The following is a 23,362-nucleotide window of genomic DNA, read 5'->3' as shown; positions in this document are numbered from 1 at the left end:
GCATCACGATCGGTTGCAGCAAGGCGATCAGGCGGCGCGGTTTTTGACCCGTTCGGCCCGCGCCGGATCGGACCAATTCTCGACCTGCAGGATATCACCCGTTGCGGTCTCTGGCCTTGCCAGCCTCATCATCTCCCGCCATGCGGGGTGATGCTCGTGCGGGGCGGCGAGCTGGTCGATCTCATGGAGGATCTGGCGTTCGGCGGGCGACAGGTTGACCGTGCCCCGGTCGAGCCCGCTGCGCAGCACCCGCCAGACCAAGGCGAGATCATGCTTGCTGAACGCATGCCCGCCGGTGCGACGGCGTGCATAGGCGCCGCGCGGTACAGGAAGCAGTGCCAGGCGCACCTGATTGAGGACGGTGGCGGACAGGAAGCTGGGAACGGAGCGGGCAACGTCCAGGACGTGCAGCAGGATATCGAAGCCCGCCGGCGACCAGACCGTTCCGGCGTCCGTCAGCCATTCGAGCAGCCAACCGGCTGTTTCGTTCGAAACTTCGCCTGTGGGAGATGCGCGCCAGACAACAAATTCGGTAACCGACTCGACCAGATAGATTGCCCATTCCGGACAATGGCTGTCACAGCACTCCTGCAGTGCCAGCGCCATGACCGCCTCCTGGCGGCTGCGAATGCCTTCCGGCCACAGGTGGCGTCGCAAGAGCCCCACGTCATCGGGCCTGATCCGACCCTTTCCGGCGATAACGCATGCCGGAAAAGAGAAGCGAAGATCGCTCATCCTTGTTCTCCGTTTCATCATGAAACTGCCATCGGCAGAATAGGGTCCACGTCTTGACGGAGCACCAATGGACAGCGTTAACGGGTGCTGATCATGGGCGGCTTTGTCGGAAAGACTGTATCAAGGCGGGACGCGGCCGGAGAGCCTCAGGGCGGGTCTGCGACAACCGGCCCAAAGACTTCCTCGAAGGCCTCGCGCAGGCGCATGTCGACATCCGGCATCATCACCGGGAGGCCGAGATCGACGAGGCTCGTGACGCCGTAGGCGCTGATGCCACAGGGCACGATGCCCGAGAAGTGGGAGAGATCGGGATCGACGTTCAGCGACAGGCCGTGGAAGCTCACCCAGCGGCGCAGGCGGATGCCGAGTGCGGCGATCTTGTCCTCCGCGACCGAGCCGTCCGGCAGTTGCGGCTTGTCTGGCCGCCGGACCCAGACGCCGACGCGGTCCTCCCGCCGCTCGCCGCGGACATTCATCGAGGAGAGCGTCTGGATGATGAGTTCCTCGAGCGCGGCCACATAGGCCCGCACGTCCTGGCGGCGCCGCTTCAGATCGAGCATGACATAGGCAACCCGCTGGCCGGGACCATGATAGGTGTATTCGCCGCCGCGGCCGGTCGCAAAGACAGGAAAACGGTTCGGCTCGATCAGGTCGTCCGCATCGGCACTGGTGCCGGCCGTGTAAAGCGGTGGATGCTCTAGCAGCCAGACCAACTCGTCGGCGCGACCGTCCGCAATGGCCCCAACCTCCGCCTCCATCGCCGCGACCGCCGCCTCGTAGGGCACCAGGCCTTCGGTGATTCTCCAGCGCACCGGCGGCGAGCCGGGCAGGGGATGCATGATATGGTCTAGATCGGTGCGCGCCAGCATGGAAAACTCCTTCTACGGCCTTCTGCCAAATCCCCGGAGAGCGGGCAAGACAAGACGCCATCCCGGGTGGGGCAGCTGCCGGAACGGGGCTTTCATATGGGATGTCGGCGAGCGGATTGTTATCCTTCAAAAATCTGTCACGACGCCCTTGTGCCGGTCAAATCCTTTTGCTAGATGCTGCCTCGCCGGACCCGTCCGGCTCTACCACGATGCGGTCGTGGCGGAATTGGTAGACGCGCAGCGTTGAGGTCGCTGTGGGGCAACCCGTGGAAGTTCGAGTCTTCTCGACCGCACCAAAGAAACCCGCTTCGGCGGGTTTTTTTTGTTTAGGATAAATCTCTTGGTTCAAGACCTCGCGGCGGATGACAATCTGTTCGTCTGCTTCACCGCAGGTTTCTTTGAATAGACCGAGCCGACCAGCGCCAACATCAGCCGCAGTGCCAGCCAAGACCAGAAAATTTGAGCCATCTGAGTGATGCCTGCCCTAACGAAGAGAATTGTTAGAGCGAGCATGGCAGTCGTGACCATTGCTTGAACTTCGATGGAGCGACGGGGGTTGGGGGTGGATAGCCGATACCACACCCAACCAAGCAAGAAGACCACCAAGCTGCCGGCGACCAGTCCGAACTCCAGGTAGACATCGCCAAACACGCCGAGCGTTGTCTGACTTGCGAATCTGAACCAAACGTCAGGGTTGATGATTTCCGAAAATGGCGCGCTTGGCGATTGGCCCTTAAAAGGCATGATCGACCTTGGCACAGGCAGGAATAACGCTGCCCAAAAGGCTTCGCCGGGTATCCGGTCGATCTTTTCCGTCAAGCCCATAGTAACAATGGAGGTGAGCGAAAGATGATAGTGGAATTCAAATGGATTTACTAGGAGATCAACCCATCCCCCGCTCTGCTGCACCTGCTCGTTAACAGAGGAATACGCCTTAAAGCCGCGTAAAAAGTAAAGAGAGTAAGCGGAAGCTAGTCCAAGCATGGGGAACGCGAGCCAAATGCGCCGAGGAAACCGCCATCCTCGAAGTGTCAATGCGGCTCCCAGCGCAAAAAATAATGAAAGGATGTTGATACGATTGCCGGACGCCATGGCTGCTAGAAATGTAAGTGCTAAGCATAGAAAGAAGCTCAGCTTGAACCTGGACTTTGAACAATAAGCGGAGAATATCAGAAATGGGAGCATGAACAGATAGATGACGAATGACGACTCCCGATATGCGACAAAGCGGTCAGCAGTTAGGGCCTGCAAGTCGGACGCGCTCCTGACATTGAAGACGACTACAAGATACAGAACCACAAAGCCCGAGATCGACAAGCTCGCCAGCAAGAGAGGCAGAGCTGGCAGCCCCTCGTTTTTTGCGTAGGGACTTGCATTCAGCGGATTAGAAACTCTTGACGCCACTGCATTGCCGAGAGCGAGGGCAAAAGAGAAAAGCGTGAAAATAACATAAGAATAGAGCCTGTCTCCTGCTGGCGCATAAAACGTTGCGCGCGGGTGGTAGACGTAATGCTCATTTCCGTAGGCTGCATAGAGAACGTTACAGCATAAGTGGAAAATCCAGAGGATAAGCACTGGATTCAACGCGCTCTTGGCTAGCACGCCCATCGATGATGACGAAGAGATGCGGATGCCCCATGCGCATATTGCAAGGTTCACTGCAAACAGCAGCCAAATGCTCTCCATCAATCGGGCCTATAAAATTGGAACTATGGGAGCCAAGGATGGCAGTGCTATGGACGCTCCGCTAGTACCTTGGAAAGGTTGCGAACAGATTCTGGATTAAGCGGCCCTAAGCGGCAATCACTTGAGCAGACCGTATTGATAGCGCGAATTGTTGACGATGTAAGGAAGCCGTTTAGCGGGCCAGAATATACCCCACGCTCCTGCAACCGACTCTGAGCGACATAAACAAATGCATTTGGGTTAGTAAACCGAAGCGCAGAAATAGCAGCACCCTGGTCTCCTTCCGGAACCTCACTAAGTAGATCGGTTACTGCAGACAGCGACTGCCTGCCAGATGCTGCTGCTGCCGCGAGCAGAACCCTTTCCCGTGCAGCAACGGAAGGAGGCATTTCCCCAGCTACGCGCTCAAAGAGCTTCTTGGCTTTGCCTACGTCCCTGACCACTCCTTTTCCTGGCGTCCCTGTAGAAATAGATAAGTCGCTGCGCAGCGAGAATATCGCCCTCGTCCGCAGCAACTTGAAGAATATTAACCGCTTTCTTTGGATCCTTGGCTGTGCTTCTGCCGAAATAGTAGACGTCGGCGAGGGATGCACGTGCTTCCGAACTACCTTGCTCAGCCAGTTCTTCCAACTTGCTTATCCCCTCGGAAGGATCGGATGACCTTCCAAATCGACCAGCGATGTGCCCGTTTGCGATCATGACATCAGCCTGCTGAACGCCAGCTTCCGACGCACGCTTCAGATAGGTCATTGCTTCCTCTGGATCGGAATCCGCCATTGTCCCTGACAGATAAATGCTTCCAAGCTTCAGCATTGCAAACGCATTTCCTGCATCGGCACTACGTTCGAAATATCGCAGAGCTTGCGTGTTGTCGGCCTGGACCGGACCTTCTCCGGACGAGTAAAGATTTCCGAGCGTGTTCATCGCCATCTGGTCGCCGGCTTCTGCGGCTTCCTGTAGCATGGCGAGACCCCGTTCTACATCCGCGTCCACGCCCTCACCATGGATATAGGCCAAGCCCAATCTGACTTTCGCTGGGGCCAGACCCTCGTTGGCCGATACCTGATAAAGCTCGGCAGCCTTGGCTTTGTCTTCGGGAATTATGTCGCCAAGCCGATAGATTTCCGCAAGCTTGTAGCGTGCGAATTTTGCGCCGCCATCAATGCTACGCTGATAAAAGTCCACCGCTTTGGCGCCATCTACTTGAGCCAGCGTGCCATTGGAAAAAATATCGCCGAGTAGCATCAATGCCTCGGCATTCCCTTGTGCAGCCAGGGTTTCCAGGGCGGATATCGCCTCGGACGACCTTGCTGTCTGTTGTTCGGCTATAATTGCCTGAACTTCAGCCATTGGAATGGAGGGTGCCTGCTGGCCAGCCGTGCTCTGAGCAACGGCTGACAAGGGTGTGGCGAGAATGAGTGACACTACGAGAAAAGTCAGTTTCATCTTTGGCCTCCTAATGGCATCTATGCGTAAGTCGCTGTAGATCATCCCTAGAATCGGCGGGTATCTCTCGATTTTCTTAGTTTGGTCGAGGTAACTAGCCGTTCATAAAGTATTAGGATTCCATCGTGTGATATCGTCTCGCAGTTATCAAGCGATAATCTCCACAATTTCGTTATTGCCTTTGCTGCGCGGACGGTGGGTATGGAAAAGGCAAATCTCAGTTTGTTGGCTGGCTTAGTCGTTTCCCTTTCGTCTGTGAACGTGGTTCCATCCCACTTGGAGCAATGCCGACATCACATCGTTCCAGCCCGACAACACGACGAGGTGTGTCTCCAAATTGGTCTGGGCATATTCAGAAGCGACACGCAATAGTTGGTCCAACAAAGCCCGTTATGCCACCAACGCCATTAGGTTGCGACTGCCCCACCGCCGAGAGCAGCCTTGCTCGCGGCGGAAGGGAGGACGCATCAATCGTCGGTCGGAATATGGGTGTCGACGCCGGCGAGTCTCAGTTTGTTGATCACCTGGCGGACGCCCTTGATCTGACGCACGGTTGTGGTGATGCGGTGCGAGACGTCGGCGTCGTCGACGACGCCCTCGATCGTGACCGTTCCGTCCTGCGCATGGATGTCGATGCTGTCCATCGGAACATCACCCAGGTTGTCCAGCGCCTCGGTCACGCGCTCTTCGACATCGTCTGACGCAATGAAGCCATCCGTGCCGGGCAGCACGCTGTCCGGCGTGCGCTCCTCGAAGCCTTGCTTGTCGACGGTGTCGACGTGATACCCGCGGTTGCGGTCGCGGTCGAAATTGGCGTTAGGATCACCATAGGCGGCGTTGCCCACGGGCTTTGCGGCGGCGCCGGCGGGGTCTGCGTAGGGCCAGCCGTCGTCGATGTTGCGGGTGTCGTAGTCGCGGTAGTCTTCCTCGCGCGTCGTGTCGGTGGGAATCTTCTTGGTCGCCATCGGGGTCTCCTTTCGGACGGTTCGGCTTTCTAACGTCCGGCGGAAGGAATGGTTCGAGACGATCAGCCGGTTGACTGCTTCTGCCAGCGGCGGATCAGCCTCTCGCGTTTCAGCCGCGACAGGCGCTTCAGCCAGAAGATGCCGTCCAGCTGGTCGATCTCGTGCTGGATGCAGACGGCGTAGAACCCGGTGGCATCCTCTTCGTGGATGACACCTTCGAGATCCTGATAGCGGAATCGAATGCTTGAAGGACGCTCCACCTCTTCCGTGGCCCCCGGCATCGAGACGCTTCCCTCCATGTGACGGGCAGTCTGCTGCGACGCAGACAGGATCTGCGGGTTCACATAGGTCCGCGGCGTCTCTTGCGGCAGATCCAGCACCACGAGCCTTTGCGGCACGCCGATATGCGGCGCGGTGATACCGACGCCCGGTGCTGCCCGCATCGTCTGCAGCAGGTCGTCGCTGAGTTGCCGGAGGGCGGGGCCAAAGGATGCGACTGGCTCGGCCGGTTGCGACAGGCGCGCATCGGGGTATCGAAGGATGAAACGTAGGGCCATGGCTGCCTCTGCTGCGCTTTGCCGGTTTCATACGCCGGCATCGCGTGCCTCTCAAGCATCTGCGGCACGGGTGCTGGACCGGCATCGGCATTTCGTCTAGCAGGGAGCCGGTGCGGGCAGACGGCGCACCTCTATCCGGTTGTTGACATTACGGTTCTGCCGGCCATTCTCAGGCCCGCGCGGATCAGACGGGGGCGGCAGATGAGTGACATCGACAACGAAGATCGCGCCCGCAACCGCATCGACGACTCCAACCACGACATCTATGCCGAGAACGGCTCGGTGCGGGCCGATTTCCTGGCGCTGGTCGGCGCGGCGATTGCCGACCGGGACGTGCTTTTCCTGCGCCAGAATGTCGTGCGCCTGCATGAGTCGGAGCTGGGCCACCTGCTGGAGGCCATCCAGCCGGACCAGCGGATGGCGCTGATCAGGCTGCTTGGCGCCGACTTCGACCTGACCGCGCTCACCGAGGTCGACGAGGCGATCCGCCTCGAGATCGTCGAGCAGATGTCGAACGCGCAGATCGCAGCGGCGATCGGCGAGCTCGATTCCGATGATGCCGTCTACATTCTCGAGGACCTCGACAAGGAGGACCAAGAGGAAATTCTGGCGCAGCTGCCGTTCACCGAACGGGTGCGTCTCCGTCGGGCGCTCGATTACCCGGAGCAGTCGGCCGGTCGGCGCATGCAGACGGAATTCGTCGCGGTGCCGCCGTTCTGGACGATCGGGCAGACGATCGACTACATGCGCGAGGACGAGGAGCTTCCGGAAAGCTTCACCCAGATCTTCGTCATCGATCCCACGTTCAAGCTGCTCGGCATCGTCGATCTGGATCGGATCCTGCGCACCAAGCGCCTGGTCCGCATCGAAAGCATCATGCGCGAGACGAATTATCCGATCCCGGCGGAAATGGACCAGGAAGACGCCGCGCAGATCTTCGAGCAATACGATCTTCTGTCCGCCGCCGTGGTCGACGACAATGGCCGCCTCGTCGGCGTGCTGACCATCGACGACGTGGTCGACGTGATTCAGGAAGAGGCGGAAGAGGATTTCATGCGGCTTGGCGGCGTCGGCGACGAGGAGCTCTCCGATTCGATCCTCGACATCTCGCGGTCGCGCGTGCCCTGGCTGATGGTGAACCTCTTCACCGCCTTCATGGCCGCCTCCGTGATCGGCCTCTTCGAGGGCACCATCCAGGAAATCGTGGCGCTTGCCGTCCTGATGCCGATCGTCGCCGGCATGGGCGGCAACGCCGGATCGCAGACGATGACGGTGACGGTGCGCGCGCTTGCCACCCGTAACCTCGACATTCACAACGCCTGGCGCGTCATCCGGCGCGAAGCGGGCGTCGGCCTCATCAACGGGTTGCTCTTCGGCATCGTCGTGGGCGTCCTGTCCGGCTTCTGGTTCGAGGACACCGATCTCGGTTTCGTCATTTCCGCCGCGATGATCATCAACATGTTCGCCGCCGCCGTGGCAGGGATCGCCATTCCCATGGTGCTCGACCGGACGGGTGCGGACCCGGCGGTGTCTTCCGCCGTCTTCGTCACCGCCATCACGGATATTGCCGGGTTCTTCAGCTTCCTCGGTCTGGCCACCTGGTGGCTTCTGCGGTGAGGGTGCGTCAAAATTGACTGTTACGTAAAAGTCAATTATTCTCAGCGGCCAGAGCAGGGAATGGCCGTGAACAGATATTATACGATAACGGAGCTGACGCGGGAATTCGGTGTCTCCACCCGCACGCTGCGTTTCTACGAGGATGAGGGGCTTCTCCATCCCGAGCGACGCGGTCGCACCCGGCTTTTCCGCTCGGCCGACCGTCGGCTTCTCCAGGAAATCCTGCGTGGCCGGCGCATCGGCTTCACGATCGCCGAAATTCGCGAAATCATCAAGGTTTACAAGGAGCCTCCGGGTGAACTCGGGCAGCTGAAGCTGATGATGAACCGCATCGACGAGAAGCGCAACGAGTTGCGCCAGAAGCGCAAGGACATCGAGGAAACTCTCGAGGAACTCGACAATGCCGAAGAGGCCTGCCTGACGCGGCTGGCGGAGATCGGCGTCAGCACCTGACCGGCGTCGTTACTGGTTCAGCATCGAGCATTCCTGCGCCAGCGCAATAACCCTCTCATCCGTCTGTGGATTGATGCTCCCCTCCTGCATGGGCGTGAGCAGCGATTGTGCCTGGAGCCCGTCTGCCGTGCAGCCGCAGAAGCTTCGGCAGAGCGCCTCACCATTTCCGCTGCCGCCGCAACCGCTCTCGCAGGCACGCATGTAGCTCTCGCGCGGGTCCGCCTGCGGCGGCGGGACCGTGATCGACAGGAGATAGACGATCGCGATCAGCACCGGCTGGTGGAGGAGGTAGATCAGCAGGCTGTGCCGTCCGGCGCGTGTCAAAACGTTCGGTCGCGCTTGAACGCGGCTGAGAGCCGCCAGCCACTGGTGCCGGATCGCCAGGCGAGCCACGAAGACGCCGGCCAGGAGGGCAGCCAGCCACGGAAAAAGCGGCACGAAGTCGTTGGATCGCGGTGGCGTCTGGGCAAAGCCGAGCCATGCCAGATATTTCGGATCAAAGACGGCTGACCGCAGGCTTCCGGGCGCGACATACCCATCGATCACCATCAGGGCGACGATCAATGCCGCCGCACCGCCGGAGACAAGAGGCGGCAGTCGGACGAAGGCGAGGCCGACGAGGCTTGCTGCGGCGATCGCGTGCAGGATGCCGAAGAAGATCCACTCGTTGGGCAGTGCGATCAGCGTCGCGATGCTGATCGCCGCCGCGGCACCGGCAACGATGGCAAACCGCTTCCAGAACGAGCGCCAGCGGATGTTCGGGTAATGCGCCAGCACGAGACTGATGCCCGCCAGGAACAGGAAGGAACTGGCAATCGATCGCGCGTAAACTTTCCATAGTCCCTGCGTCGCGGTTCCCGGATCGAGATAGCCGAAAAATTCGAGGTCCCAGGTAAAGTGGTAGGACGCCATGGCCAACAGGGCCACGCCACGCAGTGTGTCGATCATCAGGATGCGCGGGACGGCAGGCGAGGGGTTCTGGCTTTCGGCTAGGGTCAAGAGGGACCTTTCAAATGCAATGTCGGTACGGGTGCCGCGTCATTCAGGGCGGCGAGGGCGCGCCGGTGTCCATGATCGCCTTGCGGGCCTCGGAAAAGAACTGGCGCCGCGTCAGGACGAAGATCACGACCACCGTCGCCAGCATGAACATATAGGGCCCGACAAACCAACCGAGATAGCCGATCGACAAAAAAATCGCCCGCAGTCCGGCATTGAAGTGTTTGGCGGCAATCGTGTTCATTTTCACGACCTGATCGGCCGATCGGCGTGCCGACACCATGTCCGATTGGGCATTGTCGACCATCGGCAAGGCGCCGAACAGGATCGTGCAGTAGTTGAAAAGCCGATAGGACCAGCCGAACTTGAAGAACGAATAGCCGAACAGCATGGTCAGTCCCACGACCTTCAGTTCAAATACGGTGCGGCCGCCATAGGCGACGAAGGGCAGATCCCGAAACATCGCATCCACCTGATCGGTCGCACCCAAAAGGGCAAAACAGCCGCCGATCGCAAAGATGGAGGTCGAGGCGAAGAAGGCGGTGCCGTTCTGCAGCCCGGCCATGATCTGCGTGTCGATCATCTTCAGGTCGCGGTCGAGCGAGTTGTAGATCCACTGCTGCCGCCGCTCTGCCATGGCACGATTGAGGCTGGCGCGCGGCAAGAAGCGCGCGCCACCTCCGGCAGAGATCCAGGAATAGAGCGTCCAAAGGAGGACAAAGAGACCAAGGGCGATGTAATCCGCTGCCGTCATCCGATTCCCCAGTGTTGTCGGGAGTAGGGATATGCGCTTCAAGCCGTTAAGCAGCAAGAGCGCCTGCAATTAACAGCTATGGCGCAACTGGGGCTGGCCCTTCTGAAGAAATGGGACTATACGCACCGCCTGCCCGGGGCGCCATGCACGGATCGAATGGCTGACCTGTGGTATCGCCTTGCTTTGGCCATGTTTTGCGATTGCGAGATGCGGCCGAATTTAATATATCATTCACCACGGTCGCGTTTAATGAGACCGCACCATTCCATTCATTCGGAGTCACCATGGAAGAAACCATTCAGAAGTCCTGCTGGGCTGTCACCTTCAAGGCGCTTGCAGGATTTGCCGGGATTTTAGCATTGGCCTATCTCTTCGGCACCATCTGATTCTTTCACGCAACCAGATCGATTTTGAGAAACAGCGCGGAATTGAACCGCGCTGTTTCTGTTTGAAGGCCCCGATGTCGCCCCGGCCACAGTCGATGTCGGACCGCCGCCATGCCGGCACGAGGCTCAGGCATAGCCTTGTATCGTCGTTTCCATGAGGCTCTACTATGTTCCTATCCGTCCTCGACGTGTTCAAGATCGGCGTCGGCCCGTCGAGTTCCCATACCATGGGTCCAATGTCGGCGGCGAAGCGCTTCCTGGACCTGATCCTGTCCGACGAATGGCCGAGGCCGGCGGGCGCCCGCGTCGCAGCCCTGAAGGTGAGCCTGCACGGATCATTGGCCTACACCGGCATCGGCCACGGTACCGGCAGGGCCGTGATCCTGGGCCTGACGGGCGAGGAGCCGCACACCACCGATCCCGACCGGATGGATGCCGTGATCGCCGAGGTGGAAAGGAGCGGGCAGGTCAGTTCTCCCGGACACCCGACCTATCTGTTCCAGCCGAAGGATGATCTTGTCTTCGACAAGCGCCAGCCGCTGCCGGGGCATGCCAACGGCATGACGTTCTCGGCCTTCGATGCGAATGGGCGACTGCTTCTGAAGCGGATCTTCTACTCGATCGGCGGCGGCTTCGTCGTGACGGATACCGAGCTTGCGGAAATGCGCACGTCGGCGAAGAAAGGTGGCGGACCTTGGGTTCCCTATCCGTTCGCAACGGCACGTCAGATGCTCGAGATGGCCCGGTCCTCAGGACTGACGATTGCGCAGATGAAGCGTGCGAATGAAGAGACCCAAATGCACGCCGCAGATCTCGACGCCAAGCTCGACGGAATCTGGGACGCCATGAACAGCTGCATCGAGCGCGGCCTGCGCGTCGACGGCATCATGCCGGGAGGCCTCAATGTCAGGCGCAGGGCAAAGGCGATCCACGAGAAGCTGAACGAGGAATGGCGGAGCAACCGTCTCAATCCGCTGCTCGCCAACGACTGGCTGAGCGTTTACGCGATGGCGGTCAATGAGGAGAACGCAGCGGGCGGCCGGGTCGTGACGGCCCCCACCAATGGCGCGGCCGGCGTCATTCCGGCAACGCTGCGCTATTTTCAGCATTTTCACGAGGATGCCACACCAGAGGATGTGCGCACCTTCCTGCTGACCGCAGCGGCCATCGGCGGCATCATCAAGCATAACGCGTCGATCTCCGGGGCCGAAGTCGGCTGCCAGGGGGAGGTGGGTTCTGCCGCGGCGATGGCGGCCGCGGGGCTTGCAGCCGTCATGGGTGGTTCTCCCGAGCAGATTGAGAATGCTGCGGAGATCGCCCTCGAACACCATCTCGGCATGACCTGCGACCCTGTGGGGGGGCTCGTCCAGGTGCCTTGCATCGAGCGAAATGCCCTTGGCGCGGTCAAGGCCGTCACCGCAGCCTCGCTGGCCCTCAAGGGAGACGGCACACATTTCGTGCCGCTGGATGCATGCATCGAGACCATGCGCCAGACCGGGAACGACATGAGCGAAAAGTACAAGGAGACTTCGACCGGTGGTCTTGCAGTGAATGTGGTGGAATGCTGACGTCTGCAGGACAGGTGTGGCATCAGGCCTCTTGACCTTGATGGCGGTTAGCGCTCAAACGCGCCATGACTCTTCACATGATCAAACTCTGCGTCGGTGCGGACTCGCTGGAGGATCTCCGGGACTGGGTCGGCGAACGCTCGATGATGGCCATCGCCGCGGGCCTTGAGCCACACACCGTGCACAACACCAGAATGATGCCGAAGCGGATCGAGGAGCTTCTCGACGGCGGTTCGCTCTACTGGGTGATCAAGGGTCAGGTGCTTGCCCGGCAGATGCTGCTCGACGTCCGTTCGGTCACGGGGGGCGACGGTATCTCCCGGTGCGAACTCGTGCTCGGTCCTGAAATCATCGAGACCGCTCCGCAACCGAAGCGGCCCTTCCAGGGGTGGCGTTACTACAAGGCGGAAGAAGTGCCTCGCGACCTTATCGGCATGGGCGAAAGTGTTGCCGCCATGCCGGAGGATTTGCGCCGGGAGCTGGCGGACCTAGGGCTGCTCTAGACGCCCCAGACATTGGCTGATCTCAGCTGATCTTCAGCCGCACCGGCACTTGGCCTGCCTCTGATCTGACATGAAGGTGTATCTTGGCACTGGGCTGCGACTGCCGCCAGGCGCGGGCCCCGTGGCTCAGCAGCAGCGCCACCAGGTCGCGGGTACGACCGCGGGACTTTGAAATCCCGGCTCCGGCCAGCCGCATGGCAGCTTCGTGGATGGGATGCAGCGCAAGGTTTCGTGCAGGACGTGTCACACCGGACGCGAACGGCGAGTTCGCGATATTCTCATAAACCGTCATTTCTGGCCTCGTAAACGCAGTACAATCGAGGTGATGCGGGACCTTACTCGTCCCCCGACGGGGCGCCCAAACACAGGACGCCACATCGTTTTGCTGTCCAGGCATACGGCCTGGGGAAGTTCCTACTGCTGGGAGGCCCAGCAGTTCACACCCTGCTTCTTCAAAGCATTGCAGGTGTTGACCGCGGTCTTCTGGCTTTCGAAGCCACCGAAGCGTGCGCGATAGAGCTGCTCACCATTGGCCTTGACCGCAACCGTGAAAGGCTTGGCGGTACGCAGCACCTTTCCGCCCTTGTCCTGCGCCGTTTGCAGCAGCTGACTTGCCATTGCCTGGTTCGGGGAAACGCCGACCTGGATGACCCAGCCCGAGACTGTCGCTGCCGGGATGTTCGCTGTGGTCGAAGCGGTGGTGACGGCGTCCACTTCATCGCTGCCAGCGTCGCCCTGTTCGGCCGGCATATACTCAGGTGCAGGGATCGGAACCGCCGCATTGGCAAGGGCCTTCAGCGCATCCCCAGACCGCTTCTGTGACGGGGCATAGGCTGCGGCGATCTGCTGCTCCTCATAGCGGACCTGCGGAACGGGGCCACTGGTAGGGAGGTCGAGGGCGGCCATACGTCCGGCGGCAGCGACTGCATCACCGATCGGAGCGGATGGCGTCTGCGCGATCAGTGCGCTCTTGCCGCCGCGCGATGCCTTGGGGAAGTATTCCGCTACAAGCTTGCGCATCTGTGCGTCGCGGCTTGCGCCGGTGCGCCCGCCGATAACGACGCCAACGATCGAGCGGCCGTCTTTCTGCATGGAGGTTACAAGATTGAAGCCTGCTGCACGGATATAGCCTGTCTTGATGCCATCAACGCCGTCTACCGAACCCAGCAAGCGGTTATGATTTCCAATGGTCTGCTTGCCGAATTTGAAGCTGCGTGTGGAGAAATATCCGTAGTATTGCGGGAAATGCTGACGCAGTGCCATGCCGAGGCGGGCCTGGTCGCGTGCCGTTGTCATCTGCGCAGTGTTTGGCAGGCCGTGGGCATTGCGATAGGTGGTACGGGTCATGCCAAGCGCACGGGCCTTGTTGGTCATCAGCTGCGCAAAACGGGCTTCTGAACCACCCACGAACTCGCCAAGAGCCGTCGCCATGTCGTTGGCCGAGCGGGTAACAAGTGCCTTGATGGCCTGATCGACCGTCACGGAACCGCCAGCACGCACGCCGAGCTTCGATGGGGGCTCCTTAGCCGCATTGGCCGACACCGGAACCTTGGAGTCGAGACGGATCCGCCCGGCTTCCAACGCTTCGAAGGTCATGTAAAGGGTCATCATCTTTGTCAGCGATGCCGGGTAGCGGAGGCCGTCCGGGTCATCTGAATACAGCACCTTGCCGGTGTTGGCGTCGACGACGATCCCCGCATACTTCGGGGCCGCATGAGCAGGCGCCACTGCCAGACTCAGCACAGCGAGGCACGTCAGGAAAAACCCGAGGAGAAGGCCCGTATGCCTGTCGTCCGCCTTGGGAAGAAAGTTAGAGAGATTTGCTTTCGACACTACCGCACTCATCGCTTGCATAACTGAACACCTTCCGGACGCGCCCCCGCCACGCCGTTATTCCTCAAGGTAGGGCAACAGCGTTACCAAGAGGTTTATGATGTACGACCAGCTTCCGAATTGGATCGCATTTGAACGACCGCAGATCTCGGCGCCGGAGCAGCGTCCACCAACTGGTTGTCAAAAAGGAAATAATCGCGGCATCAATATGATCTGGTTCTAAAATGCCGCGTCGAACCTGTGTCGCCGTCGAACAGGCGCTGTTCAGGCTCCGGCGATACGGTCCAAACGCAATGCGCCGGCTAGGGGAGCTGGCCGGCGTTGCAGGACGATAAGGATTGGCTTGGGCGTTACTGACCCACGCTGCCGACGGCGGTGGCGCGTCCATCCTGCAACTTGACCCATTGGCCCGGATTGTCGGCCGCCTGTCGTTTCAGGAAGGTGTATTCGGTTTCCGACCAGGGGAGAACCTTGTTGCGCATGTTGTCGAGCACGAAGTCGCCGTGGTCGGTGCGAACGGTGAGCACGGCATGGCCTTCGCCGTTCGGCTGCAGGACAACGGTGATCAGCAGGTCGGAAGCGTCGAACCCTTGGGAGATCAGCATCTTGCGCTTCAGAAGTACGAAGTCTTCGCAGTCACCGACGGTGCGAGGATAGGCCCAGCGCTCTTCCACGCCGTAGATCTCCTGGTCCGTCAGCGGCATGATTGAGGTGTTGACCGTGTAGTTGACGTCCAGAAGCGTGCGCCACCGGTCTTCGGTCAATGTCATCGGGCCCGGATCATGGGAGGCCGGCTGGCACTCGCTCGTGTAGATCCGGCAGAACTCGTAGTGGCCGATCGGCGGATTGGCCTTGCCGATCACCTGCATGCCCGACATTGCCGACGACGAATACGCGGCAAACAGCATGAAGAAGGCGGATACGGCAGCGACGCTGAGGGCCTGGCGATGAGTCATGTTCTTGTCTCCCCGTTGTGGGAGTGAAGATGACATCAAGCGTTTGATTGGACGCCAAAATCCGTCCTAAAATCAAAGACTTAATTGACGCAATTTTTACTCGAACACGAATCAAATTCGCATCTAATTTGGGTAAAATCTGAGGTAAATGCCGCTCGTATTTGAAGGAAGTTCGATCAATCGATGTAACGCAGCAAACTCAAGACAAGCGCTGAAAGCCGGCAGACCGGGGCGTGTCGAGGCTTTCTGGTTAACGGCCGAGGCCGGTCGAAGCTGTCCGCGGCCTTTGCACTCGGCCGACCGGCCCCGCAGAGAGCGGAGGATTTGGGACAGTTCAGGGGGACGCGGTGAGGTTTTGCCCCCTGTTGGGGTGTCATCGGGAGAGGTGGCGGCTTAAAAAAAATCCCGAAATCGAACAGTTTTTTTTCGCGCGACTGTTCCGAAATGCGCCGACGCGGCAGAAGGGGGCTGACCAATCTGCGCCCGAGCGCACAAAAAAAGCGGCCACCGGCCGCTTGCGTTGTCGAGATTGAGACGGGAGCTACAGGAACTCGCGCAGCGTGTCTCGCGATTGCACGGTGTTAAACTCGACCGCGACACCTTCCATGAAGTGGCGCACCACCTTGCCATGCATGTTGCCGAGCCTGACAGGCGTGCCCAGAGGCGGACGCACGTCGATGTCGACGGCGGCGCCGGAGAGCGAAAGGTCCATCAGGCGGCATTCATAGCGGCGCCCATCGTCGAGGATGATTTCCGTCTGGATCTGGCGCGGCGTCAGGCGGTCGTGCCGGCGGTCCTCCGGCAGTCCGAGTTCGTGCTTGTTGGCAAACCATGTCAGCTGCGCGGCGAGTTTCTCCCGCTTGCGCTCGGAGGCATTGATGACCATCGAGAAGCCGGCTTTGCCGACGGCGGTAACCTTGCCCTCCAGGCGACCCAAGTTATCGACATACGCGATGATGCGCTCGTCGACGCGGGGACGGGCGGCGCAGTTGAATTCCACGTCGCCGGGCGACATCTCTGTCGCCGTGCACGGATATTCCTCATAGTCGGCCAGCATCAAACGGCCGCCGAGATTGACGGTCACGCGCTGGAAGGCGCGAGCTGCCGTCACAGGTGGCGGATTTTGAGCTGGCTGGAATGAAAACATCGTCTGGCTTTCCTGTCCGAACGTCATTCCTTCTTACCGGGCCGGAGTTAACATTGCGTGATGAGGACACCGCGCTTTGCGCAGAAGTTGACAGATCGCCGAGCCCGCAGCCGATGGCCGGCACTTGTGCGGGAAACGCGTTCCATGAACGCCTTTCCATGGGGTGGGTCGACCTATATGGCTGGAACGGAATGGTAGCGAGGATTTTTGAGAATGGACCACCAGCGCGAGCCGACAGACGACGTTCCAGATGATCGCGACACGCAAACTACATTGGCTCCGCAGCCCTTCTTCAATCTGCCCGGCGCATTGACGGTGACGATCGCGTTGCTCGCCGGGATCTATGCCATCGACGCGCTGCTCCTCGATCCCGAAGCCAGGAGCATGATGCTCTTCTACTTCGCCTTCACGCCGCTGCGGTATGTCTATTCCCTGGCAGATCAGGGACTGGAGTGGATCTGGACCCCGGTGACCTACTCCCTGCTGCACGGCGGGATCGAACATCTGCTTTTCAACGGGCTGTGGCTGCTGGCTTTCGGGGCTCCGGTGGTGCGACGGATCGGCACCTCCCGTTACATCGTGTTCTGGATCCTGTCTGCCGCCGCTGCCGCCTTCTTCCATGCTTTCCTGAACTGGGGAAACCAGACGATCCTGATCGGCGCCTCCGGCGTGGTCTCGGCCTTGATGGGCGCAGCCTGTCGCTTTGCCTTTCCGTCGCGTGGGGGCTTCAACCGGATCAACGGTCATCTTCAGCCTCGACAGACGATCCTGGGGTCGTTCCGCAATCGCACCGTTCTCGTGTTCACCCTACTCTGGCTTTTTGGCAACCTGATGATCGCGGTCGGGCTTCCGCTCATGGGCTCCGGGGCCGGAGAGATCGCCTGGGACGCCCATATCGGCGGCTTTCTGTTCGGATTTCTGCTGTTCGGCTTCTTCGATCCGTTGCCGCAGTACGACGAGGAAGAGGCGCGTGCGCATTAGCATGTTGCAAAGCTAGCGGAGCGGAGGCACGATCCGGTGTCGCCGTCGCTCTGGGAGGGGCTACGCGCGGAGCAGAGCTTTGAGGAGAAAGCCATGTCGATGACCGTGAAGAACATGCTGGACGCAAAAGGCCGCGAGGTGATTGTGGTCGAGCCGGAGCAGAGCCTGCTGGAGGTGGCGGGGATCCTGCACGAAAAACGCATCGGCGCTGTGGTCATCGCCGGCCGCGAAGGGCGCACCGAAGGCATCTTCACCGAGCGCGACCTCGTGCGTGCCGTGGCCGAAAAGGGAGCCTCCGTGCTCGACGCACCGGTATCGACAATCATGACCGTCAACGTGCAGACCTGTCGGGAAGACACGACCGTCAATCATCTGATGCAGATGATGAGCCTCGGACGTTTCCGTCACGTCCCCGTGGAGGAGGCAGGTCGTCTGGTCGGCATCATTTCGATCGGTGACGTCGTCAAGTCCCGTATCCGCGAAATCGAACTCGAGGCCGAGCAGATCAAGGCCTATATCGCCAGCTGAGGCAGAGTCTGCCGGACGGGGTTATCGAGCGAAGACTTCCTGCATCCGCTGCAGGGCGGCGATCTGGTTCATCGTCTCGCTGTAGCCGCGGTCGATCGCTTCGCCCGCGCGGTGGAACTCGGACAGGCCGATGTCACTCATGCGGGGATGAAGGGTGAGGTCCGGCGGGTCTCCGGCAAGGCGTGCGCGCGAAATCCGTTCCTGGATGATGTTGAATGCCTGCACCATGACGCCGGGAAGCCCCAGATGATGCGGCTCGCGGGGCTTGCGCGGTTCGTCGGTGGGCTGGAAGCTTGCGCTGTGCTTGACGACTGCGGAACGGCCGAAGATCTCGTAGTTGAGGTTCACGGCGACGACCAGCGGCTGCTCATAGGCGCGGCAGACAGAGCTTGGCACCGGGTTGACGAGGGCGCCATCGACCAGCGTGCGATTGTTGCATGTCACGGGCTCGAAAATGCCGGGCAATGCATAGGAGGCGCGCAGCGCGGTGATCAGGGAGCCGGCGCTGATCCAGACCTCGTGCCCGCTGTGAAGCTCCGTCGCAACGGCGACGAAAGGCCGGTCGAGGTCTTCGATCGACAGATCCTGGAGGTGCTCCTGCATGCGCTTGGTCAGCCGCATTCCGCCCAGAAGCCCGCTGCCACCGATGGTCAGGTCCAGGAGGCCGACGAGGCGGCGCATGGTGATCGATCGCGCGAAGGCTTCGAGTTCATCGAGCTTTCCCGCAAGGTAGCATCCTCCGACGAGGGCGCCGATCGACGTGCCGGCGACCATGCCAACTTCGATGCCGGCCTCGTCCAGCGCCCGCAGGACACCGATATGTGCCCAGCCGCGGGCCGCACCGCCGCCGAGCGCGAGAGCAAGCTTCGCCTTGGCGGGAGCCTCTACGGGTTTTGATGGTTCGGTTGCATGGGTGCCGGACACAGCGTCTGCATTCGCAGCCGATTCATTCCGATTTCTCGTCCAGTTCAGCATCGACACCCTCCAAGCTGAACGCTGCATCAACGAACATTAGGGCAGATATAGGTTTCCAAACCGTGTATCTGCAGGCGCGTTGTGGAACAACGGAACAATCAGATGTCTGTTCCTGCCGATCCATACACCTCGGCAGGATCGAACCGTCGCGTTTCATCGACGATCTTCAGGCAAACACCGCCGTCCTCTGTGCCGACAACCCGGTAGAAGCATGAGCGTCGCCCGGTGTGGCATGTCGCTTCGTGACCGGCGACCGAGACCTTCAGCCATATGACATCCTGGTCGCAGTCGGTCCGCATCTCGCTGACAGTCTGCAGATTACCGGAGGTCTCCCCCTTTTTCCAGATTTTCTGGCGGGAGCGGCTGTAATAGTGGGCAACTCCCGTCTCGATCGTCAATGACAGGGCTTCCCGGTTCATGTGCGCGACCATCAGGAGTTCGCCGTCGGCAATATCGGTGACGACGGCGGTGACGAGGCCATCGTTTCCAAATAGCGGTGAAAACGGGCCTTCGCTCTCCTGTATCGTCTTGTCAGGCGAGGGGGAGGCAAAATTCAAGGACATGGAGATTTCGCCTTACCGGTTGCGCACGAGGGTGAGGAAGCGCGCCTGTTCGGCAGCGTTCGATTTGAACTCACCTTTGAACGTGGTGGTGAGCGTCGTGGAGCCCTGTTTCTGGACGCCGCGCATGGCCATGCACATGTGTTCGGCCTCGATCATCACGGCCACACCGCGGGGCTTCAGCGTCTCATCGATCGCCTGGGCTATCTGTGCCGTCATGTTTTCCTGCGTCTGCAGCCGGCGCCCGAAGATGTCGACGACACGGGCGATTTTGGACAGGCCCAGAACACGGTCATTCGGCAGGTAAGCGACATGCGCCTTGCCGATGATCGGCAGCATGTGGTGTTCGCAATGGGAATAGAAGGGAATGTCCCGCACCAGCACCGGATCGCCGTATCCGGACACTTCTTCGAATGTGCGGCCGAGCACTTCTTCATGGGAAAGGTCGTAGCCGCTGAAGAGCTCGCGGTAGGCTGTGGCGACGCGTTTGGGTGTGTCTAGGAGGCCTTCCCGCTGCGGATCATCGCCTGCCCAACGCAACAGAACGCGAACCGCTTCTTCGGCCTGTTCACGTGTCGGACGGCTTTCGGCATGGCCGGAAGTCGGGAAATTCTTCACAATTGCATCCATTGCTGTCTCCCGGGACGACCAGACGCCGCACCTTCATTCCAAGTTGACGGAGGTGGCTTGCGGCCAATCCTCAGCAATCCGGCGCTTTTTGACCCCTCGCGGCCCCTTTGACAAGATATGCCTGCCTATTTTAAAGCCCGTCGCCCAAAATCATCCGTTCTTGATCGCTGGGACCCTGGCTCACATATAGTGTTGCAACGAAAGATTTTCACTGTTTTGCGGTGCATGCAGCTTCCGCCGCAGGAATGAGCCGAACGGGCCGGAACAATGGACGATATCTATAACACCAAGATCCTCGAATTTGCCGGCAACATCAGCCGGGCAGGAAGGCTGCCGGATGCCGAGGCAACGTCCGAAAAGCACTCCAAACTGTGCGGCTCGCGGGTGCGGGTCTACCTCAAGACTGAAGGTGGGCAAGTCTCCGACTTCGCTCATGAGGTAAAAGCCTGCGCGCTCGGCCAGGCCTCGTCCTCGGTGATGGCACGCCATGTGGTGGGTGCATCCATCGAGGAGGTCCGGCAAGCGCGCCGTGACATGCTCGCGATGTTGACGGCCGGCGGCGAGGGCCCGAGCGGACGCTTCGAAGACATGCGGTATCTGAAGCCGGTCAAGGACTACAAGGCGCGACACGCTTCCACCATGCTTACGTTCGAAGCGGTCGTGGATTGCCTCGACCAGATCGAGGCGAAAAACGCCGCGGTCTCGGCCTGAGATGTGCGGTTCTCCGGGCTGCCGCCATCCATCGACCGGACGCCGGTCGCGTAACTGGCAAGGCCCGTTTCGCAAGACCCCCGGTCGGCTGCTCGGCATGGGACTGATCCGTCTCTACCAGTTGACGCTCTCCGGCTTCATCGGCAATTCCTGCCGTCATATCCCGACATGCTCCGAATACGGATACGAGGCGATTGCCCGGCACGGCGTCTGGAGCGGTGGCTGGATGACGCTGTTTCGAGTCGGTCGCTGCGGACCCGGCGGCACGTCCGGCCTCGATCCGGTGCCGGAACGGCTGGCCGAGCGCCAGCGCTGGTGGATGCCGTGGCGGTACTGGGTGCGCCACTGACGCATCCGGAGCGCTCAGCCGGCTGCCTTTACTCCACCGTCAAAAGCCATTATCTGCGGACCGTCCGGCAGCTGCCGGGATTTGACAACCACCACCCGCATTCGTTGGCCGGGACTGGATCAGGAGCATCAGACATGTCCGTTTCCCTTACATTCCCCGATGGTTCCGTGCGCGCCTACGACGCTGGCACGACAGGTCTTGCCGTTGCCGAGTCGATCTCCAAGTCGCTCGCCAAGAAGGCCGTGGCCATTACCCTCGACGGGACACTTTGCGATCTCTCCGACCCCGTCGTCGAGGGCCGGATCGAGATCGTCACCCGCACCGATCCCCGCGCGCTGGAACTGATCCGCCACGACGCCGCCCATGTGATGGCGGAAGCGGTGCAGGAACTCTGGCCCGGCACCCAGGTGACCATCGGCCCTGTGATTGAGAACGGCTTCTACTACGACTTCAAGCGCGTCCATCCGGACAACCGCGAGGATTGGCCCTTCACGCCCGACGATCTGCCGAAGATCGAAAAGAAGATGAAGGAGATCATCCAGAGGAACGCTGCCTTCACCAAGGAAGTCTGGTCGCGCGACAAGGCTCGTGACGTCTTTGCCGACAGGGGCGAGGCCTACAAGGTCGAGCTGGTGGACATGATTCCCGAGGGCCAGGACCTCAAGATCTACAAGCAGGGCGACTGGTTTGACCTCTGCCGCGGCCCGCACATGGCCTCGACCGGCCAGATCGGCACAGCCTTCAAGCTGATGAAGGTTGCCGGCGCCTACTGGCGCGGCGATTCAACGAAGCCGATGCTGACGCGCATCTACGGCACCGCCTGGGCAACGCAGGAAGAACTCGACGCCTATCTCCACATCCTGGAGGAGGCTGAAAAACGCGACCACCGCAAGCTCGGCCGCGAGATGGATCTCTTCCATTTCCAGGAGGAAGGTCCGGGCGTCGTCTTCTGGCACGGCAAGGGCTGGCGCATGTTCCAGACGCTGACGGCCTACATGCGCCGCCGCCTGGCCGGCGTCTACGAAGAGGTCAATGCGCCGCAGATCCTCGACAAGTCGCTGTGGGAAACCTCGGGTCACTGGGGCTGGTACCAGGAGAACATGTTCGCGGTGAAATCCGCCCATGCTTTCACAAATCCCGACGACGAAGAAGCTGACCAGCGCATCTTCGCGCTGAAGCCGATGAACTGCCCGGGTCACGTGCAGATCTTCAAGCATGGTCTGAAGTCCTACCGTGACCTGCCTATCCGGCTTGCAGAATTCGGCAACGTCCACCGCTACGAACCGTCAGGCTCGCTGCACGGCCTTATGCGGGTGCGCGGTTTTACCCAGGACGACGCGCATGTCTTCTGCACCGACGAGCAGCTTGCGGCGGAATGCCTGCGGATCAACGACCTGATCCTCTCGGTCTACGAGGACTTCGGTTTCCAGGAGGTCGTCGTCAAGCTCTCCACGCGGCCGGAGAAGCGGGTCGGTTCCGACGACCTCTGGGATCGTGCCGAGTCGATCATGACCGAGGTGCTGCAGACGATCGAGGCGCAGTCGGGCGGCCGCATCAAGACCGGCATTCTGCCAGGCGAGGGCGCCTTCTACGGCCCGAAGTTCGAGTACACTCTGAAGGACGCCATCGGCCGCGAATGGCAGTGCGGCACGACTCAGGTCGACTTCAACCTGCCGGAACGCTTCGGTGCATTTTACATCGACCAGAACTCCGAGAAGACGCAGCCGGTGATGATTCACCGGGCCATCTGCGGCTCCATGGAACGCTTCCTCGGCATCCTGATCGAAAACTTCGCCGGGCACATGCCGCTGTGGTTTGCCCCGCAGCAGGTGGTCGTTGCCACGATTACATCGGATGCGGACGATTACGGTCGCAAAGTTGCCGAGGTGCTCCGCGATGCGGGACTGCAGGTGGCGACCGACTTCCGCAACGAGAAGATCAACTACAAGGTCCGCGAGCATTCGGTGACCAAGGTGCCGGTGATCATCGTCTGCGGCAAGAAGGAGGCCGAGGAGCGCTCAGTCAACATCCGCCGTCTGGGGTCGCAGGCACAGACGTCTATGACGCTCGAGGAGGCGGTAACCAGCCTGACGCTGGAGGCGACGCCGCCTGACCTGCTGCGCAAGGGAAAGAACAAGAAGGCAGCCGCCTAATGCA

The 23,362-nt window shown here is 60.5% G+C and carries 24 protein-coding genes and 1 tRNA gene; 10 read left to right on the top strand and 15 right to left on the bottom strand.

Annotated features, from left to right (window positions below):
• Window positions 1-27 precede the first annotated feature (27 nt).
• Together M1E10_RS17665 and lipB are read right to left on the bottom strand one after the other, a co-directional pair.
• Window positions 28-606, bottom strand: a complete 579-nt coding sequence (locus M1E10_RS17665) for a hypothetical protein (RefSeq protein ID WP_499174113.1) — start codon at window positions 604-606, stop codon at window positions 28-30.
• A gap of 275 nt (window positions 607-881) precedes the next feature.
• The gene (lipB, locus tag M1E10_RS17660; RefSeq protein WP_499174112.1) at window positions 882-1,604 is read right to left on the bottom strand and encodes a lipoate-protein ligase B; all 723 of its coding nucleotides are present in this window, start codon (window positions 1,602-1,604) and stop codon (window positions 882-884) included.
• 211 nt (window positions 1,605-1,815) lie between these two features.
• Between lipB and M1E10_RS17655 the strand changes: the two genes are divergently transcribed.
• A tRNA-Leu gene (locus M1E10_RS17655) sits at window positions 1,816-1,900 on the top strand.
• 49 nt (window positions 1,901-1,949) lie between these two features.
• Here M1E10_RS17655 and M1E10_RS17650 read toward each other — a convergent pair.
• The 4 genes from M1E10_RS17650 to M1E10_RS17635 all read right to left on the bottom strand — a co-directional run bounded on the left by M1E10_RS17650 (window position 1,950) and on the right by M1E10_RS17635 (window position 6,258).
• Complete coding sequence (locus tag M1E10_RS17650; RefSeq protein WP_499174111.1) at window positions 1,950-3,290, bottom strand: O-antigen polymerase; 1,341 nt, start codon at window positions 3,288-3,290, stop codon at window positions 1,950-1,952.
• Window positions 3,291-3,695: 405 nt separating this feature from the next.
• Window positions 3,696-4,736: a tetratricopeptide repeat protein gene (locus M1E10_RS17645; RefSeq protein WP_499174110.1), complete on the bottom strand. Its 1,041-nt coding sequence runs from the start codon at window positions 4,734-4,736 to the stop codon at window positions 3,696-3,698.
• Between the two features lie 467 nt (window positions 4,737-5,203).
• The gene (locus tag M1E10_RS17640; RefSeq protein WP_499174109.1) at window positions 5,204-5,701 is read right to left on the bottom strand and encodes a BON domain-containing protein; all 498 of its coding nucleotides are present in this window, start codon (window positions 5,699-5,701) and stop codon (window positions 5,204-5,206) included.
• 62 nt (window positions 5,702-5,763) lie between these two features.
• A complete protein-coding gene (locus M1E10_RS17635; RefSeq protein WP_499174108.1) occupies window positions 5,764-6,258 on the bottom strand; it encodes a peptide deformylase in 495 nt (164 codons plus the stop codon).
• Window positions 6,259-6,459: 201 nt separating this feature from the next.
• Between M1E10_RS17635 and mgtE the strand changes: the two genes are divergently transcribed.
• Together mgtE and M1E10_RS17625 are read left to right on the top strand one after the other, a co-directional pair.
• Window positions 6,460-7,875: a magnesium transporter gene (gene mgtE / locus M1E10_RS17630; RefSeq protein ID WP_499174107.1), complete on the top strand. Its 1,416-nt coding sequence runs from the start codon at window positions 6,460-6,462 to the stop codon at window positions 7,873-7,875.
• A gap of 60 nt (window positions 7,876-7,935) precedes the next feature.
• Window positions 7,936-8,328 (top strand): MerR family transcriptional regulator, encoded by a 393-nt coding sequence (locus M1E10_RS17625; protein ID WP_499174106.1) that lies wholly within the window; start codon window positions 7,936-7,938, stop codon window positions 8,326-8,328.
• A 9-nt stretch (window positions 8,329-8,337) separates the two neighbouring features.
• Here M1E10_RS17625 and M1E10_RS17620 read toward each other — a convergent pair whose 3' ends face one another.
• Both M1E10_RS17620 and M1E10_RS17615 read right to left on the bottom strand, forming a co-directional pair.
• The gene (locus M1E10_RS17620) at window positions 8,338-9,327 is read right to left on the bottom strand and encodes a heparan-alpha-glucosaminide N-acetyltransferase (protein WP_499174105.1); all 990 of its coding nucleotides are present in this window, start codon (window positions 9,325-9,327) and stop codon (window positions 8,338-8,340) included.
• 43 nt (window positions 9,328-9,370) lie between these two features.
• The gene (locus M1E10_RS17615) at window positions 9,371-10,078 is read right to left on the bottom strand and encodes a DUF599 domain-containing protein (protein WP_499174104.1); all 708 of its coding nucleotides are present in this window, start codon (window positions 10,076-10,078) and stop codon (window positions 9,371-9,373) included.
• Window positions 10,079-10,631: 553 nt separating this feature from the next.
• On the opposite strand from M1E10_RS17615, the gene M1E10_RS17610 reads away from it, so the two are divergent.
• Both M1E10_RS17610 and M1E10_RS17605 read left to right on the top strand, forming a co-directional pair.
• Window positions 10,632-12,032, top strand: a complete 1,401-nt coding sequence (locus M1E10_RS17610) for a serine dehydratase alpha family protein (protein ID WP_499174103.1) — start codon at window positions 10,632-10,634, stop codon at window positions 12,030-12,032.
• A 65-nt stretch (window positions 12,033-12,097) separates the two neighbouring features.
• On the top strand, window positions 12,098-12,535 hold the full coding sequence (locus M1E10_RS17605; protein ID WP_499174102.1) for a DUF1489 family protein: 438 nt from the start codon (window positions 12,098-12,100) through the stop codon (window positions 12,533-12,535).
• Window positions 12,536-12,557: 22 nt separating this feature from the next.
• On the opposite strand, the gene M1E10_RS17600 is transcribed toward M1E10_RS17605, so the two are convergent.
• The 4 genes from M1E10_RS17600 to M1E10_RS17585 all read right to left on the bottom strand — a co-directional run bounded on the left by M1E10_RS17600 (window position 12,558) and on the right by M1E10_RS17585 (window position 16,471).
• Window positions 12,558-12,827: a hypothetical protein gene (locus M1E10_RS17600; protein WP_499174101.1), complete on the bottom strand. Its 270-nt coding sequence runs from the start codon at window positions 12,825-12,827 to the stop codon at window positions 12,558-12,560.
• Between the two features lie 122 nt (window positions 12,828-12,949).
• Complete coding sequence (locus tag M1E10_RS17595) at window positions 12,950-14,389, bottom strand: SPOR domain-containing protein (RefSeq protein WP_499174100.1); 1,440 nt, start codon at window positions 14,387-14,389, stop codon at window positions 12,950-12,952.
• 329 nt (window positions 14,390-14,718) lie between these two features.
• Window positions 14,719-15,324: a transglutaminase-like cysteine peptidase gene (locus M1E10_RS17590; RefSeq protein WP_499174099.1), complete on the bottom strand. Its 606-nt coding sequence runs from the start codon at window positions 15,322-15,324 to the stop codon at window positions 14,719-14,721.
• Between the two features lie 541 nt (window positions 15,325-15,865).
• Window positions 15,866-16,471 (bottom strand): PilZ domain-containing protein, encoded by a 606-nt coding sequence (locus M1E10_RS17585; RefSeq protein ID WP_499177220.1) that lies wholly within the window; start codon window positions 16,469-16,471, stop codon window positions 15,866-15,868.
• Between the two features lie 213 nt (window positions 16,472-16,684).
• Here M1E10_RS17585 and M1E10_RS17580 point away from each other — a divergent pair, with 213 nt between their 5' ends.
• Together M1E10_RS17580 and M1E10_RS17575 are read left to right on the top strand one after the other, a co-directional pair.
• Entirely contained in the window at window positions 16,685-17,452 is a 768-nt protein-coding gene (locus M1E10_RS17580; protein WP_499174098.1) for a rhomboid family intramembrane serine protease, read from the top strand.
• 93 nt (window positions 17,453-17,545) lie between these two features.
• The gene (locus M1E10_RS17575) at window positions 17,546-17,980 is read left to right on the top strand and encodes a CBS domain-containing protein (RefSeq protein WP_499174097.1); all 435 of its coding nucleotides are present in this window, start codon (window positions 17,546-17,548) and stop codon (window positions 17,978-17,980) included.
• 21 nt (window positions 17,981-18,001) lie between these two features.
• Here M1E10_RS17575 and M1E10_RS17570 read toward each other — a convergent pair whose 3' ends face one another.
• The 3 genes from M1E10_RS17570 to folE form a co-directional block, all read right to left on the bottom strand.
• Complete coding sequence (locus tag M1E10_RS17570; protein ID WP_499174096.1) at window positions 18,002-18,955, bottom strand: patatin-like phospholipase domain-containing protein; 954 nt, start codon at window positions 18,953-18,955, stop codon at window positions 18,002-18,004.
• Between the two features lie 98 nt (window positions 18,956-19,053).
• The gene (hisI, locus tag M1E10_RS17565) at window positions 19,054-19,518 is read right to left on the bottom strand and encodes a phosphoribosyl-AMP cyclohydrolase (RefSeq protein ID WP_499174095.1); all 465 of its coding nucleotides are present in this window, start codon (window positions 19,516-19,518) and stop codon (window positions 19,054-19,056) included.
• Window positions 19,519-19,530: 12 nt separating this feature from the next.
• Complete coding sequence (gene folE, locus M1E10_RS17560; RefSeq protein ID WP_499174094.1) at window positions 19,531-20,145, bottom strand: GTP cyclohydrolase I; 615 nt, start codon at window positions 20,143-20,145, stop codon at window positions 19,531-19,533.
• Window positions 20,146-20,412: 267 nt separating this feature from the next.
• Here folE and M1E10_RS17555 point away from each other — a divergent pair, with 267 nt between their 5' ends.
• The 3 genes from M1E10_RS17555 (at window position 20,413) to thrS (ending at window position 23,358) form a co-directional block, all read left to right on the top strand.
• Complete coding sequence (locus tag M1E10_RS17555; RefSeq protein ID WP_499174093.1) at window positions 20,413-20,856, top strand: iron-sulfur cluster assembly scaffold protein; 444 nt, start codon at window positions 20,413-20,415, stop codon at window positions 20,854-20,856.
• 1 nt (window position 20,857) lies between these two features.
• Window positions 20,858-21,205: a membrane protein insertion efficiency factor YidD gene (gene yidD / locus M1E10_RS17550; protein ID WP_499174092.1), complete on the top strand. Its 348-nt coding sequence runs from the start codon at window positions 20,858-20,860 to the stop codon at window positions 21,203-21,205.
• Window positions 21,206-21,339: 134 nt separating this feature from the next.
• Entirely contained in the window at window positions 21,340-23,358 is a 2,019-nt protein-coding gene (gene thrS, locus M1E10_RS17545) for a threonine--tRNA ligase (RefSeq protein ID WP_499174091.1), read from the top strand.
• Window positions 23,359-23,362 lie beyond the last annotated feature (4 nt).

Source organism: Rhizobium sp. PK7-22, from assembly GCF_056530405.1.
Note: the sequence above shows the minus strand (reverse complement) of the source record. Positions and strands in the feature narration are given on the sequence as shown.